Source organism: Nocardia violaceofusca NBRC 14427 (genome assembly GCF_963869435.1).
GTDB lineage: Bacteria > Actinomycetota > Actinomycetes > Mycobacteriales > Mycobacteriaceae > Nocardia > Nocardia aobensis.
The window spans coordinates 42,116-57,276 of the sequence record NZ_CAWMPM010000036.1 but is presented as its reverse complement, the minus strand read 5'-3'; the positions used below and the strand labels follow the sequence as shown (position 1 = coordinate 57,276).

The window sequence follows — 15,161 nt, the reverse complement described above, 5'->3', positions numbered from 1 at the left end:
GTCCTCGAACCCCTCACCGCGTATACGAGGACAGGAACAATGCCTCCGCCAGCGCCACGTGCTCGATCTCGCTGGGATCGACGCTCTCGTTCGGGGCGTGGATGAGGCATTTCGGCTCCTCGACGCCGAGCAGCATGATCTCGGCGTCGGGATAGGTCTCGGCGAAGACGTTGCACAGCGGAATCGAACCGCCCTGCCCCTGCGTGGTGGCGGTGCGGCCGTAGGCGGCGGCGAAGGCGTCCTCCATCGCCAGCCGCGCCGGGCCGCCGGTCCCGGACCGGAACGGCGCACCGGTGCCCTCGGTCTCGACCCGCACCCGCGCACCCCATGGCGTATGCGATTCCAGATGCGCGGTAAGGGCTTTCAATGCCGGAGCCGGATCGACGCCGGGCGGGATCCGCAGATTCAATCGGGCCCGCGCGCTCGGCTGGACGGCCGCCGCCGATCCCACCACCGGCGGCACATCGATGCCCAGTACGGTCAGGGCCGGGCGCGCCCAGAGCATGTCCGAGATACCGCCGCTGCCCAGCACCTGCACCCCGTCGAGGATGCCGGCGTCGACCCGGAACTGCTCGACCGGATACTGCGCGCCGTCCCAGACCTGATCGGCCGCCAACCCGTCCACCGTGGTGTTCCCGTGTTCGTCCCGCAGCGTCGCGAGTAGGTGGATCAGGGCGGCGACGGCATCCGGAGCGGCCCCGCCGAACATGCCGGAATGTAGAGGGCCGGAGAGGGTTTCGACGGTGACGAGCACGTTCACGTTTCCGCGCAGGGTCTGGGTGAAGGTCGGGACGCCCGCCGCGAAATTACCGCAGTCACCGATCAGCAGTGCGTCGGCGCGCAGCAGGTCCGCGTGCCGCGGAACGAATTCCTCCAGACCGCCGGTGCCCTGCTCCTCGGAGCCCTCGCAGACCAGCGTGATGCCGACCGGATAACCCTTGTCCCCCAGCGTGTTCCGCAACGCCCGCAGGGCGGTCAGGTGGACGACGATATTGCCCTTGCAGTCGGCCGCGCCGCGCCCGTACCAGCGGCCGTCGCGCTCGGTGAGCTCCCACACCGGCGTCTCCCAGGCGGCCTCGTCCACCGGCGGCTGCACGTCGTAGTGGCTGTACAGCAGCACCGTGGGAGCGCCGGGCGGAGCCGGATACCGGGCCACGACGGCCTCGCTACCGTCGGGCGTCTCGTGCAAGCCGACGTCGGTGAAACCGAGGTCGGCGAAGGCGTCGGCGACCCATCGCGCCGCCCGATGACATTCCTCCGGCGGAAACTGCCGGGCATCGGCCACGGACCGATACGAAACCAACTGGGCCAGATCGGCTTTCGCCCGCGGCATCAAGGCGCGCACCTGTTCGCGCAGGGCCGCCGTCCGAGATTCGTCGGTCATATACCCAACCTATCCCCCTTCCCGGATCGACGGCATCGGCGCCGGGCGCGGCGCGGGCCGGAATTCGCCCGATTTGTCCCTCGCGTACGCGACCGTCCCGCTACCGCGGCGGGGCATGATGAGAGAGAGCTCGACCGCGATCCGACCACCGGAGAGGACGAGATGTCTGCATCATCGGAATCCGACGACCTGTTCGCGATGCCCGATCTGGATCGCGGCGCACCCAAACACCACTTTCCGCACCGCGAGATGCCGGGCCCGGAGGCCTATCAGATCGTGCACGACGAGCTGATGCTCGACGGCGTGTCGCGGATGAATCTGGCCACCTTCTGCACCACCTGGATCGACGACAATGCCCGGCGGCTGATGGCGCAGAGCCTGGCGAAGAACATCGTCGACAAGGACGAATATCCGCAGACCGCCGAACTCGAGCGCCGGTGCGTGCGCATGGTGGCCGACCTGTGGCACTGCCCCGATCCCGGTTCGACGCGCGGCACCTCCACCACCGGGTCCAGTGAGGCGGCGATGCTCGGCGGGCTCGCCGCGAAGACGCGCTGGCGTAAGAACGGCGGCCAGGGCATCCCCAATTTCGTCTGCGGCCCGGTGCAGGTGTGCTGGGAGAAGTTCGCGCGATATTTCGACGTCGAGATCCGGCAGGTGCCGCTGCGCGGGAACCGGTACACGCTGGAGCCGGATGACATTGCCGCACACTGTGATTCGAATACGATCATGGTCGTCGCGACGATGGGACAGACCTTCACCGGACTGTTCGAGGACGTCGCCGCGATGAGCGCGGCCCTCGACGATCTGGAGGCCCGCACCGGCCTGGACATCCCGCTGCACGTCGATGCCGCCAGCGGTGGATTCCTCGCCCCGTTCACCGCGCCGGATCTGGTGTGGGACTTCCGGCTGGCGCGGGTGAAGTCGATCAACGCCTCCGGGCACAAGACCGGCCTGGCCCCGCTGGGCGCAGGCTGGGCGCTCTGGCGCACGGCCGCCGACCTACCGGACGAACTCGTGTTCAACGTCGACTACCTCGGCGGCAGTATGGCCACCTTCAATCTGAACTTCTCCCGTCCCGGCGGCCAGGCGATCACCCAGTACTACGACTTCATCCGGCTCGGCCGCACGGGTTACACCCGGCTGCAGTCGGCGATCTACCGCGTCGCCGAACATCTGGCCCACGGACTCACCGAGACCGGGATGTTCGAGACGATCCACGACGGCACCCCCACCCGGGGCATCAGCGCGGTGTCGTGGCGGCTGCGCGAGGATCCCGGCTTCAATCTGTACGACCTGTCGGAACGGCTGCGCTCGCGCGGCTGGCTGATCGCCGCCTATCCGCTCCCCGCCGACCGGCAGGACGAGACGATCATGCGCGCGGTCGTCCGGCACGGCTTCACCCACGATATGGCCGATCTGCTGCTGGCCGATATCGACCGCTGCGTCGACCAGCTGAAGAAGCATCCGCTGTCCACCTCACTCACCCGTAGGGAGGCGGGCGGCTTCACCCACGACGCCACCGCCGTCGTGTCGGACGAGGCGATCGTCACCGAAGTGCAGGACATGCGGCGCGCGGCCGGCGAGGACCAGGCCGACGTCCGCTGAGATCGAGCCTGCTCACGCCGCGTGCGGCATGGCGTACGGTTCCCACCGGTAGACATCCGGAACCGCTTCGTGGAACAACGCCAGATCGACCGCGTCCAGCATGGCCTGGTGCGGTCCTGGCCGGGACAGTTGCGCGGCCGAGACGGCCAGCCGCAGCGTTCCGCCGCGCCGCGCGATGCGGGCCGCGCTCATGATCAGTGCGTGGCACCACCACGGTTCGGCCCGGAAACCCTCACCGACGCCGTGCACCCAGCAGCGTTGCGTCGTGTCCCGTTCCAGATCGTGGATGGCGGTCAACCCCAGCGCCAGCCGGAAGCCGACCTCGGGCAGGGCTGCGACGGCGCCCTCGGAGGCCGTCCAGCGCGGTGCCGCGAACAGCCGGGTGCGCAGGCCGATCTGCTCCATCACCCGATCGGCGGCGGTCAGGCGCAGGCGCGCCTCGTGGGTGGGCAGCGCGGCGAATTCGGCGCGGCGACGTTTGGTCGCGGCCTGGTCGTAGCCGTGCAGCACGATCGCGTCGCCCGCGGCACGCCGATCCCGCAGCCACTGCTGGGTGCGCGGATCCTCGGTGAGCCGGTATTTCCCCTTCAACCGCGGCGCCACCAGCAGCGACAGCCGTACCCCGCGGCCGTCCATCTCGGCCGCGAAGGCACGGGCCTGGTCCAGTGTGGTGTCGCGAATACCCGACACCGAGACGATCAGCTGCCCGAACCCCCGGTCGTTGCCGCTCATGCCTCCACTGTGCGCGCGGCAGGTGTCGGCCCCGTGCAGCCGAAGTGACGCCCCGACGAATTCCCGGCGCGGGCACCCGGCCGCACGGTCCGGCCGAAACCTGTCCTCAGCCGACCTCGCCGAGACCGACCCGGTCGAGCACCCAGGCGTATTCGAAGGCGACTTCCTTCCACTTCTCGTAGCGGCCGCTGACGCCACCGTGCCCGGCGCTCATCTCCGTCTTCAGCAGGAGCTGGGCATCGCCGGTTTTCGTGGCCCGCAGCGCGGCGACCCACTTCGCGGGCTCGACGTAGAGCACGCGGGTGTCGTTGATGCTGGTGATCGCCAGGATCGCCGGATAGTCCACGGCCGCCACGTTCTCGTACGGCGAATAGGACTTCATATAGGCGTAGACCTGCGGATCCTCCAGCGGATTGCCCCACTCGTCCCATTCGATGACCGTCAGCGGCAGCGACGGGTCCAGGATCGAGGTGAGTGGATCCACGAACGGCACGTTGGCGAGGATGCCCGCGAACAGTTCGGGAGCCAGATTGGCCACCGCGCCCATCAGCAGCCCACCGGCACTGCCACCGTCGGCCACCAGCACCTGCGGCGTGGTGACGGCGGTGTCGACGAGATGGCGGGCGCAGGAGACGAAATCGGTGAAGGTGTTCTTCTTGGTGAGCGTCTTGCCGTTCTCGTACCACAGCCGGCCCATCTCACCACCGCCGCGCACATGGGCGACCGCGAACACCATGCCGCGGTCGAGCAGCGACAGCCGCGACACCGAGAAACCGGGGTCGATACTGGCCTCGTAGGAGCCGTATCCGTAGAGCAGCAACGGTTTCGGACCGGAACCCTCACTGTCGCGGCGGCGCACCACCGAGATCGGAATCCGGGTGCCGTCCGCCGCGGTCGCCCAATCCCGGTGCTGCACATAGTCGTCCGGGTCGTAGCCGCCGAGTACCTGCTGCTGCTTGCGCAGCATCAGCTCACCGGTGGCGGGCACGTAGTCGAAGACCTGCATCGGGGTGATGAACGAGGTCACGCCCAGCCGCAGCGTCGGCTGCGCCCATTCCGGGTTGGAGCCCACGCCGGCGGAGAACAGTTCCAGACCGAAGTCCAGTTCGCGCAGTTCGCCATAGCCTTCGGAAGTCAACGGCCACACCGCGACTCGCGGCAGCGCCTCGCGCCGATACGAGAGCACGAGGTGATCGCGGAAGCAGTCGACGTCCTCGAGCCGCACATCGTCGCGATGGCCGATGAGCATGGTCATCGCCGCCGGATCGTCCACCGGGGCCTCGGTGAGGACGAAATTCTCGGCCTTCACGCCGTCGACCACATCGTTGTGCAGGATGAGCAGCCGGTCCTGCCCGCCGATCACCGCGTGTTCGGCCGAATACTCCACGCCCTCGCGGCGCGGCAGCAGCACCCGGAACTCGCCCTCCGGATCGTCGGATTCGAGAATCCAGCCCTCGGTGGTGATCTTCGACCCGACCCAGATCATCAGGTACTTCTCGGACCGGGTGGCGCCGATGCTGACCCAGTAGCGCTCGTCGGGCTCGTGGAACACCGTGACGTCGTCGGTCTTCGCGGTGCCGAGGCGGTGGCGCCACACGGTGTCGGGCCGCCAGGATTCGTCGACGGTCTGATAGAAGACGTGGGTTCCGTCCAGTGACCAGGTCGCCCCCGGCGCGGTGGCGGGGATCTCGTCGCCGAGCAGTTCGCCGCTGCGGAGATCCTTGAACCGCAGCACATATCGCTCGTCGCCGACCGTGTCGGTGGAATAGGCCAGCAGGGTGCCGTCGTGGCTGATCGAATAGGCGCCCAGGGCGAAGAAGTCGTGCCCCTCGGCCAGCACGTTGCTGTCGAGCAGAATCTCCTCGCCGGGGATCTCGATGTCGACCTCGAGTTGCGGCGGAGTCCAGTCGTCGCGGTCGGCGATCGGGCAGCGGCAGTGCACGCCGTACTGCTTGCCTTCGAAACTGCGCGAGTAGTACCAGTAGTCGCCCAGCCGCGCCGGAACCGACATATCGGTCTCCTGGGTGCGCGATTTGATCTCGTCGAAGATCCGCGCGCGCAGCGGGGCCAGGTGGGCGGTCTGGGCGTCGGTGTAGGCGTTCTCGGCCTCGAGATGGGCGATGACCTCGGGATCGTCCTTGTCCCGCAGCCATTCGTAGAAATCGACGAAGGTGTCACCGTGATGGGTGCGTTCGGCCGGGACCTTCTTGGCCACCGGCGGGGTTACCGCCGCCGCGTCGTCGCCGGCGTTCTGGATGGTTCCGGTACCACTGTCGAGAGCCATGGTGACCACCGTAATCGCGGTGGCCCGGTCCGGGCGCGCACCCCCACGCCCGCCGACACGAGCAGATCGGCGAGCACGGGGGCGCGACCTCGGTCCGCGCTACCCCAGGCCGGTGGTCCGCGGTGCAGGCCGACGCAGGTCACGCCCGTTGCCGCGGGCCGAACGACGAGATTCCATCAGGAAGAACAGTGCGGCTTTGCGGCGCGGGCATTGGTCGGTGGGACAGCTGCTGTGACTGTGCAGGATGTTGTGTGCCTGCTCGACGGTGAGGTGCCGGGGCACCACCGCGCAACTGTCGAAGACGGGTGCCATGCGGTGCTCCATCCTTGTCGTCCCTTCAGTGCGGCAGGGCACGCCCTCTCGGTCTCTTGACCAGTCGACGCCATCCAACTGCCACAGTGCATGGGGTTTCCGATCAGGTTGCGGCGTAAACCAGTGGTGTTGCAGGAACGGGTGGACGAATGCCACATTCCGCAGGTCGGCATATCGGTGTGATTCCGGCCATGCCCGTACGCGCGGATTCGGAAACGACGCCGGTGCGGCGGCTTGCGACCGCCTACGCTCGGGGACGGCAGCGCCCGTGCGGATTCCGGCGGGCGATCACATCGATGCAGGAGCACAGGTTGGAAGCGAAGAATCGCGAGATCGAGCCCGGGGCGGTCTGGCAGCGCAGCGGCGACGGGGAGGGCGGTGTCGAGGTGGCTTTCCTGGCCAGCGGCAATATCGGGCTGCGCGATGCCAAGAATCCGGATGGGCCGGCGCTGATCTTCACTCCCGGCGAGTGGCGGGCCTTCGTCGCCGGCGCCAAGGACGGCGAATTCAACCGCCCGGGCGCCCAGCCGCACTGAACCGAGCCCTGAGGGAATCCGGTCGCGCGGGCCGCCCCGGGCCCGCGCCGATCGGACAGCCGGCGATCAGGCTCCGATCGCCGCGCCGACGGTCGGCCAGGACGCGTGCAGATAGTCCTGCCAGTACGACCACGAATGTGTCCCGACCGGGCTGTGATCGACCCGGGCTGGAATTCGCATACCGCGCAGTCGCTGTTCGAAGGCGGTGACACAGACGTCCACGCCGGCCTCGATCGGCCCGCCCAGGACGATGTTCTCCGGCAGCTGCGGTTTGATCTCGGTCTCGTGCGGACCGGGGATACCGGTGCCGGTGGACAGGTAGAGAGTCTTGCCGCGCAGCCGATCCGCCAGCAGCGCCGGATCGTGGGCACCCCACTCCGGACTTCCCGGCGCACCCCACATATCGAACGGATTGCCGCCGCGGTTGGCGATCGAGAACATGATCGCCCCCTGCGCGATACCCAGATCCGGGCACGCACTGTAGCCCGCCACCGCCTCGTACAGCTCCGGATGGCGAACGGCCAGAACGAACGCCGCGATTCCGCCCATCGACAGGCCGCCGATCGCGTTCACGCCGTTGCCGGAGAAGGTGGCGTCGATGATCGGCGGAAGTTCGCGCGTCAGGAACGTCTCCCACCGGTAGCGGCCGAAATGCGGATCGTCGCGCTGCCAGTCGGTGTAGTAGCTCGCCTGCCCGCCGATCGGCAGGACGACATTGACGTTCTTACCGTGGAAGAAGGGTTCGGCATCCGTGGCGTTGGTCCAGGTGCTCTGCTGCACACCGGGATCGAGCCCGTCGAGCAGATAGTACGAGGGCCGCGCACCCCCGCCGGCCGGATGCAGGACCTGGACCTGAATGGTGCGTCCCATGGCTGGCGAGTCGATGAACAGCGCCGTCCGGGTCGGGCTCATATCGTTTTCTCCGACCACCCGCGCCGCCGATGCGCGTGGCTGTGGGCCCATCCAGGGACCGAAGACGCCCAGCCCGACTGTCAGCACAACCGCAGCAACGAGTGAACGCCGCATCTCCCCACCTCCGTCGACCCACCACAACTGCTACTTAAAGTAACGCACACTGTGGTGCCGTGCGGAGCTTTCGACCTCATGGCGTTTCCTCAGCAAACCGCCCGGTCCGCACCACGACTCAGGTGAGCCACCACTTTCCGTCCTGTCCGCCCGCCGCATTCGGTTGCGCCCGCCCGGCCGCACCCCGGATCGATGCGGCCAGATAGTCCAGGTCCGCACGCGGCGGGGTCGTCGCTCGATTGCGCAGCCCGAAGCCGTCGCCGGGCGTGCGCGGAATGACGTGCAGATGGACGTGGAAGACCTCCTGCCCGGCCGTAACACCGTCCGCGAGAAAGAGATTCACCCCGTCGCAGCGCACCTCGGACTCCCGCAGCGCGGCCGCCAGGCGCTGCGCGACCTGAAAGAGCTTGCCGCCGATCACCGGATCGAGTTCGGCCAGGCTGCGCGCCGGCACCTTCGGAATCACCAGCAGATGACCGGGCGTCATGGGACGGATGTCCATGAAGGCGAGAACGTCGTCGTCCTCGTAGACCTTGGACGAGGGCGCCCGCCCGGCGACGATATCGGCGAAAATCGTATAGGGGTCCATATCCGGCAACCCTAGTCGGCGATTTCGCCTGCGCCGCCGCACCATTCGCACGGCACCGAGCACGCGCGAGACCACCGCACCGAGCACGCGCGACACCACCGCGCGCACGGCGGCGCCGGGCGGATTCGGTGCCGCGACCATCGGGCCGGTGGCGGTTACAGAATCGGCGAGGGGGTGTAGCGGGCGGCCTCCGGATGCGCGTCGATCAGCTTCTGCGCCTGGGCCACCACATCGCTCACCTGCGCCTCGGCGGCGCCGATGAACGCGGTCCGGTCCGCCAGGGCGGCCTCCAGCCCGGCGCGGTCCAGCGGCATCCGGTCGTCGGCCGCGAGGCGGTCCAGCAGATCCGGTTCGCGACCCTGCTCCCGCATGGCCAGCGCGACCGCGACCGCATGCTCCTTGATGACCTCGTGCGCACTCTCGCGCCCGACCCCGGCCCGTACGGCCGCCATCAGGATGCGGGTGGTGGCCAGGAAGGGCAGGTAGCGGTTGAGTTCGCGCTCGATCACGGCCGGATAGGCACCGAATTCGGCGAGGACGGTCAGGAAGGTCTCCATCATGCCGTCGATGGCGAAGAAGGCATCCGGCAGCGCGACCCGGCGCACCACGGAACAGAACACATCGCCCTCGTTCCATTGCGCGCCCGCCAGTTCGGCCGCCATCGAGCCGTAGCCGCGCAGCACCACCTGCAGACCGTTGACGCGCTCGCACGAGCGGGTGTTCATCTTGTGCGGCATCGCCGAACTGCCGACCTGGCCGGGCTGGAAACCCTCGGTGACCAGTTCGTGGCCGGCCATCAGGCGCACGGTGTGCGCGAACGACGAAGGGCCCGCGCCCAAGTGGACCAGCGCGGAGATCACGTCGTGGTCCAGTGAGCGGGGGTAGACCTGGCCGACGCTGGTGAGCACGGTCGCGAAGCCCAGATGCCGGGCGACCTTCTGCTCCAGCTCGGCGAGTTTGGCGGCGTCGCCGTCGAACAGATCGAGCATGTCCTGGGCGGTGCCCATCGGGCCCTTGATCCCGCGCAGCGGATACCGGTCGATCAGCTCGCCCACCCGGCGCAATGCGATCAGCACCTCGTCGGCCGCACTCGCGAACCGCTTGCCCAGCGTGGTGGCCTGCGCCGCCACGTTGTGCGATCGACCGGCCATCACCAGCGCCTGATACTCGGCGGCCCGCTCGGCCAGCCGGGCGGCGACCGCGACACCGTGTTCGTAGACGTGTTCCAGCGAGAGCCGGATCTGCAACTGTTCGACGTTCTCGGTCAGATCCCGGCTGGTCATGCCCTTGTGGATCTGCTCATGACCGGCGAGGGCGTTGAATTCCTCGATGCGCGCCTTCACATCGTGGCGGGTGATCCGCTCGCGCTCGGCGATCGAGGCCAGATCGACCTCGCCCAGCACCCGCTCGTAATCCTCGAGAACCTCGGCGGTGACCGCCTCGGTACCGGCGGCGCCGAGTTCGGTCTGGGCCCGCAGCACCTCGAGCCACAGCCGGCGCTCCAGCACGATCTTGTTCTCGGGCGACCACAACTGCACCAGTTGCGGGCTCGCGTACCGGGTGGCGAGGACGTTCGGGACAAGACTCACGAACAGTCAGTCTAGTGTTCGATGCCTGCTCGGTTGCTGGGGCATGGCCGCGGGCAGATGCTGTGCCGCTGCCGACGGCACGGTCTGCGGCGCCATCAGCGATTGCGGCACCGGCGGCGCGATCACATCGATCAGTTCCAGTAGCGCGCCGCGGGCGGTGCGGCGCGGTTGCGGATCGGATTCGGCCAGCGCGGCGACCACCGCCCCGTCGACCACCGCCACCAGCCGGCGCAACTGATCGGTGCGCACCATGCGGTCGGATCGGCGCAGCACATCGGCCAGCAGGTCCTCGAGCTGGGCGCGCAACCGCAGCTGCACCTCGCGCAGTTCCGGATGCCGGGCCGAGGCCACCGAGCGCTCGTAACGGGCGATCAGCCGCCCGCGCGCGAATTCGTCGGGTCCGTCGGTGCCGACCATCAGATCCACGACCAGATCGACGGTCGCCTCGGCGCCGCGCTTGCGGTGGGTGACCTCGCCGATCCGGCGGCGCATCGACTCCAGTTCGGCATTGCCGCTGAACTCGACCGCGCGCGCGATCAGATCTTCGAGCGATTCGAAATAGTAGGTCGTGGATGCCAGGGGCAGGTCCGCGCGCGTCGCCACCGAACGGTGGCGCACGGCATCGAAGCCGCCTTCGAGTAGCAACTCCGCGGCAGCCGCAACCAACGCTTGGCGACGCCTTTCGCCTTTCGGGGTCGTCGCGGTGATCACCGTGTCATCGTGCCAGTCATCATCGGTTCATCCGTGCCAAATCGGTGCGATCTGTGCAAATCTGTGCGTCTGTGCAATCCCGGCCGAATCGTTGCTGTGCAATCGACCATGGGACCGCGCAAATTTCCGGGATCCGGTCCGAGCGGACAGCCGGGACCGGTTCGAAATAGCAAGGGTTGAAATCACAACCCGAATCATTTGTACCGCATCCACGCGCTCCGGTGGGCCGGTACGGAAAGTCTGTGCGTCAGCTCAGATATCGGCCCAGTCGCACGAGCGCCTCCTCGATATCCGCGGTCGCGCCGGCGAAGGAGAAGCGGACCGTGCGGTGTCCGTTACGGGTGTCGAAATCGATCCCGGGCGCGAGGGCGACACCCGTGTGCGCCAACAGATCCGCGCACCAGCGCGTCGAATCCTCGCTGAGGTGACCGATATCGGCGTAGGCGTAGAAGGCGCCGTCGGCGGGCGCCAGATCGGTGATCCCGAGGGCGGGCAGCCCCTCGAGCAGTAGCGCCCGGTTGCGCGCATAGCGGCGGACGTGTCCGTCGAGTTCGGATTTCGCCTCCGCGCCGAACGCGTGCGCCGCCGCGAATTGCGAGATCGCCGGCGGGCACACGGTCATATTGGAGGCCAGCCGCTGCAGCGCCGGGCGCAGCCGCGCGGGCGCCAGCATCCAGCCCAGCCGCCAGCCCGTCATCGAGAAATACTTCGACACCGACCCGATCACCACCGATTCCCGCGAGGTCTCCCAGGCCGAGCTCACCGGTTCGGTATCGCCGTCGTCTCCGGAATACGCGATGCCGTGATAGATCTCGTCGGAGATCAGCAGCGTGCCGTGGTCGTCGCACCAGCGGGCCAGCGCCGCCAGCTCGTCGGGGGCGATCATGGTGCCGGTCGGATTCGCCGGGCTGGCCACGATCACACCGGCGGGCGGTTCGGGCAGCTCCTCCAGCATCGCCACCGTCGGCTGGAACCGGGTCCGGGGCCCGCAGTCCAGTTCGATCACCCGGCAGCCCAGTGCCGTCAGGGTATTGCGGTAGGCCGGATAACCGGGGCGAGCGACCACGACGGTGTCACCGGCATCGAATGCGGCCAGGAAGATCAGCGTGAACGCGCCCGAGGAGCCGGTCGTGATCACCACGTCGTCGGCCTCGACCTCGACGCCGTAGGTGTCGCGGTGATGAGCCGCGATGGCGCTGCGCAGTTCCGGTATGCCGAAAGTCTCGGTGTAGCCGAGTAATTCGGCGTCGAGGGCCACCCGGGTGGCGCGCCGCACCGGCACCGGGGCGGGTGTGGAGGGCTGACCGGCCGCCAGGACCAGCACATCGCCGTGGGTGCGGGCGCGTTCGGCCGCGGCCTTCCAGACATCCATGACATAGAAGGTCGGAACGGTGGACCGCCGGGATTCACTGCGCACCAGACGACGGTAGAACACCGCGTCCGCCGGCCGGCGCGCAGCGTAGTCCTCGGCGCCGGGTGCCTGAGACGTTGCTGTGCGCCGCCGCGCCTGCCTGCGCGTCCGGGCGAGCCCCTGTTATCGTCGGCAGAATGCCTGACCAGGCACGCCGCGCGAAGTCGTACCAGGGGGGTTGGACCGTGATCCGCCCCGACTGGCGAACGACGCTGCGCCGCGACCGCCCCTCGATCGCCGGCCGGATACGGTCCTCGGCCCGTCGCTCACGCGAACAGGGGCAGGCCGCGGTGGTCGAATGGCGCGGGCGGTCGCGGCGGTGGCGCCGTGCGCTGCGGAATCGGGACTGGCGCGAGGAAGCCGAGACCCTGTGGCCCCGGCTGCGCGGCTGGGTCGGCGACCATCGGGTGCTGGTGATCGGAATGGTCGTGGTCGGACTGTTCGCCGCCGCCGACACCGTGGCGCCGCAGCCGATCGAGTCGACACCGAAACCCGGTGCGGCACAACGTATCGCGGTCGCCTACCCGCTGCAGGTGCAGGCCGAACCCGAAACCAGCAAGCGCTATCTGGCCGCCATCGACAACGGGGAGCGCATGCGCGAGGCGCAGGTGGTGGCCGCGGCCTCGCGAGCCACCCTCGACCGCGCGAAGGCCGAGGCCGCCGCGGCGGTCGCCGGGACGCCGCAACCGTGGCTGCCCGGACCCGCCACCACGATTCCCGGCGGCATCGCTCCGGGCGGAATCGCCCCGGGCATCGGCGGTTTCGCGCTACCCGCGCGCGGGGTCTTCACCTCCGGGTACGGCGGCCGGTGGGGCACCTTCCACTACGGGATCGATATCGCCGCGCCCATCGGCTCACCGATCTACGCCGTCGCCGACGGCACCGTCATCGACGCCGGGCCGGCGCAGGGCTTCGGACTGTGGGTACGCATCCGCCACGACGACGGCACCATCTCGGTGTACGGCCACATGTACGACTTCTCGGTCTCGGTCGGCGAGCGGGTGCGCGCCGGTCAGCAGATCGCCCGCATCGGCAACCGCGGCGATTCCACCGGCCCGCACCTGCACTTCGAAATCCTCATCGGCGGACAGCACGTGGACCCGCAGCCGTGGCTGGCCATGCACGGCATCCAGGTCGGCTGACCTGGACCACTGCTACGACTACACCCGCGTGGGCAGCGAGATCCGGTCCTCCACGGCGGCGAGGCCGATATCGGTGCGGAAGTGGCTACCGGGCAACTTGATTCCCGCGATGCGCTCGTAGGCGTTCGCCCGGGCCTCGGTCAGATCACCGCCCGTCGCAACGACATTCAGCACACGACCGCCGGCCGACAGCAGCGCGCCGTCCGCGCGCAGCGACGTACCGGCATGCAGCACTTCGGCATTCGAGCCCGCGGCCGGCGCGCTTTCGGTGCCGGAGATGACGTCGCCGGTGCGGGGACGGCCCGGGTAGTTCTCCGCCGCCAGCACCACCGTGATCGCCGCGCCGTCCTTCCAGACCGGCGGCTGCGCCTGCGCCAGTGTTCCGGTCGCGGTGGCGTGCAGCAGCGCGCCGAGCGGACTGTCGAGCAGGGCGAGCACGGCCTGGGTCTCGGGATCACCGAAGCGGCAGTTGAATTCGACGACCGCGGGACCGGCCTGGCCGATCGCGAGGCCCGCGTACAGCAGTCCGGAGAACGGGACGCCACGCCGAACCATTTCGGCGGCAACGGGTTTCACCACGTCGTCGACGATTTCGGTGACGGTCTCCGGGGGCAGCCACGGCAGCGGGGTGTAGGCGCCCATGCCGCCGGTGTTGGGACCGGTGTCGCCGTCGCCGACGCGCTTGTGATCCTGAGCGGGCAGCAGCGGCACCACGGTCTCACCGTCGACCAGGCAGAACAGCGAGACCTCGGGACCGTCGAGGAACGATTCCAGCAGCACCGGATGACCCTGTTCGAGCAGTTCGGCACCGTGATCACGAGCCGCCGACCGGTCGGCGGTGACCACCACGCCCTTCCCCGCGGCCAGCCCGTCGTCCTTGACGACCCAGGTCGGCCCGAAGCGATCCAGCGCGGCGTCGAGTTCGCCCGGATGATCGACGACCTCACTGTGCGCGGTGCGCACCCCGGCCGCGGCCATCACATCCTTGGCGAAGGCCTTCGATCCCTCGATCCGCGCGGCGGCGGCCGACGGGCCGAAACAGGCGATCCCCGCCGCCCGGACCGCGTCGGCGATACCGAGCACCAGCGGCACCTCGGGACCGATCACCACCAGATCGGCGGCGAAATCGCGGGCCAGGCCCACGACGGCCTCCGCACTGGCCGGATCGACCGCCCGCACCTCGGCGACCTGGCCGATCCCCGGATTACCGGGCGCGGCCGCGATCGCGGTGACCCCGGGATCCCGCCGCAGGGCTTCCACCAGGGCGTGTTCACGGGCTCCGGATCCGATGACGAGTACGCGCACGCGTGACAGCTTAGGGGACGCGGGTGAACAGCAGATGCGGGTACCGGGAGGACAGCCGGCCGCCCCGGCCACCGCCGCCCGCCCGGGCGGGGCACTATGAAACCCATGCCATCTGTATTCAGCGCGATCATTGCCGGACAGCTGCCGGGGCGGTTCGTGTGGGAGGACGAGGAATTCGTCGCCTTCCTGACCATCGCCCCGGTCACCCAGGGTCATACACTCGTGGTTCCTCGCAAGGAGATCGACCAGTGGCAGGATCTGGATCCCGCCACGTTCGCGCGGCTCAACGAGGTCGCCCAGAAGATCGGCCAGGCGGTGCGCAAGGCGTGGGATGCGCCGCGGGCGGGCCTGCTGATCGCCGGGCTGGAGGTGCCGCATCTGCACGTGCACGTCTTCCCGGCGTTCGAGCTGGGCGATTTCAACATCTCCGGCGCGGACACCGATCCGAGCGCGGAGTCGCTGGACGAAGCGCAGGACAAGATCAAGCAGGCGCTGCGCGATCTCGGTTACGGCGCGAACGTCCCCGCCTGAA

General features: G+C 68.9%; 14 protein-coding genes. 4 read left to right on the top strand and 10 right to left on the bottom strand.

The window, feature by feature from the left end; genetic code table 11:
- Positions 1–13: 13 nt before the first annotated feature.
- Positions 14–1,384: a dipeptidase gene (locus tag AC5592_RS27620; protein WP_063065917.1), complete on the bottom strand. Its 1,371-nt coding sequence runs from the start codon at positions 1,382–1,384 to the stop codon at positions 14–16.
- Positions 1,385–1,546: 162 nt separating this feature from the next.
- Between AC5592_RS27620 and gad the strand changes: the two genes are divergently transcribed.
- Positions 1,547–2,992 carry a glutamate decarboxylase gene (gad, locus tag AC5592_RS27615; RefSeq protein WP_063065916.1) on the top strand — a complete coding sequence of 482 codons (1,446 nt, stop codon included), beginning with the start codon at positions 1,547–1,549 and terminating at the stop codon, positions 2,990–2,992.
- A gap of 12 nt (positions 2,993–3,004) precedes the next feature.
- Here gad and AC5592_RS27610 read toward each other — a convergent pair whose 3' ends face one another.
- From AC5592_RS27610 to AC5592_RS27600, 3 genes are all read right to left on the bottom strand, one after another.
- The gene (locus tag AC5592_RS27610) at positions 3,005–3,724 is read right to left on the bottom strand and encodes a DUF2334 domain-containing protein (RefSeq protein ID WP_036497753.1); all 720 of its coding nucleotides are present in this window, start codon (positions 3,722–3,724) and stop codon (positions 3,005–3,007) included.
- A 106-nt stretch (positions 3,725–3,830) separates the two neighbouring features.
- Complete coding sequence (locus AC5592_RS27605; RefSeq protein ID WP_063065947.1) at positions 3,831–6,008, bottom strand: S9 family peptidase; 2,178 nt, start codon at positions 6,006–6,008, stop codon at positions 3,831–3,833.
- Positions 6,009–6,107: 99 nt separating this feature from the next.
- On the bottom strand, positions 6,108–6,320 hold the full coding sequence (locus AC5592_RS27600; protein ID WP_063065915.1) for a hypothetical protein: 213 nt from the start codon (positions 6,318–6,320) through the stop codon (positions 6,108–6,110).
- 311 nt (positions 6,321–6,631) lie between these two features.
- On the opposite strand from AC5592_RS27600, the gene AC5592_RS27595 reads away from it, so the two are divergent.
- Positions 6,632–6,856, top strand: a complete 225-nt coding sequence (locus tag AC5592_RS27595) for a DUF397 domain-containing protein (protein WP_223273481.1) — start codon at positions 6,632–6,634, stop codon at positions 6,854–6,856.
- Between the two features lie 66 nt (positions 6,857–6,922).
- On the opposite strand, the gene AC5592_RS27590 is transcribed toward AC5592_RS27595, so the two are convergent.
- The 5 genes from AC5592_RS27590 to AC5592_RS27570 all read right to left on the bottom strand — a co-directional run bounded on the left by AC5592_RS27590 (position 6,923) and on the right by AC5592_RS27570 (position 12,188).
- Complete coding sequence (locus AC5592_RS27590; RefSeq protein ID WP_036497749.1) at positions 6,923–7,882, bottom strand: alpha/beta hydrolase; 960 nt, start codon at positions 7,880–7,882, stop codon at positions 6,923–6,925.
- A 118-nt stretch (positions 7,883–8,000) separates the two neighbouring features.
- Entirely contained in the window at positions 8,001–8,471 is a 471-nt protein-coding gene (locus AC5592_RS27585; protein WP_051024205.1) for an HIT family protein, read from the bottom strand.
- Between the two features lie 155 nt (positions 8,472–8,626).
- Positions 8,627–10,060 (bottom strand): adenylosuccinate lyase, encoded by a 1,434-nt coding sequence (gene purB, locus AC5592_RS27580; RefSeq protein WP_036497748.1) that lies wholly within the window; start codon positions 10,058–10,060, stop codon positions 8,627–8,629.
- A gap of 6 nt (positions 10,061–10,066) precedes the next feature.
- Positions 10,067–10,771 carry a TetR/AcrR family transcriptional regulator gene (locus tag AC5592_RS27575; RefSeq protein ID WP_084507292.1) on the bottom strand — a complete coding sequence of 235 codons (705 nt, stop codon included), beginning with the start codon at positions 10,769–10,771 and terminating at the stop codon, positions 10,067–10,069.
- A 247-nt stretch (positions 10,772–11,018) separates the two neighbouring features.
- Positions 11,019–12,188 carry a pyridoxal phosphate-dependent aminotransferase gene (locus AC5592_RS27570; RefSeq protein WP_036497811.1) on the bottom strand — a complete coding sequence of 390 codons (1,170 nt, stop codon included), beginning with the start codon at positions 12,186–12,188 and terminating at the stop codon, positions 11,019–11,021.
- A 131-nt stretch (positions 12,189–12,319) separates the two neighbouring features.
- Between AC5592_RS27570 and AC5592_RS27565 the strand changes: the two genes are divergently transcribed.
- Positions 12,320–13,324 (top strand): M23 family metallopeptidase, encoded by a 1,005-nt coding sequence (locus AC5592_RS27565; protein ID WP_036497746.1) that lies wholly within the window; start codon positions 12,320–12,322, stop codon positions 13,322–13,324.
- 18 nt (positions 13,325–13,342) lie between these two features.
- Here the strand turns inward: AC5592_RS27565 and purD are convergent, their stop codons facing one another.
- Positions 13,343–14,629, bottom strand: a complete 1,287-nt coding sequence (gene purD / locus AC5592_RS27560; RefSeq protein ID WP_063065914.1) for a phosphoribosylamine--glycine ligase — start codon at positions 14,627–14,629, stop codon at positions 13,343–13,345.
- 105 nt (positions 14,630–14,734) lie between these two features.
- Between purD and AC5592_RS27555 the strand changes: the two genes are divergently transcribed.
- Positions 14,735–15,160, top strand: coding sequence for an HIT family protein (locus AC5592_RS27555; protein ID WP_036497809.1), 426 nt, complete (start codon positions 14,735–14,737; stop codon positions 15,158–15,160).
- Position 15,161: the final 1 nt, after the last annotated feature.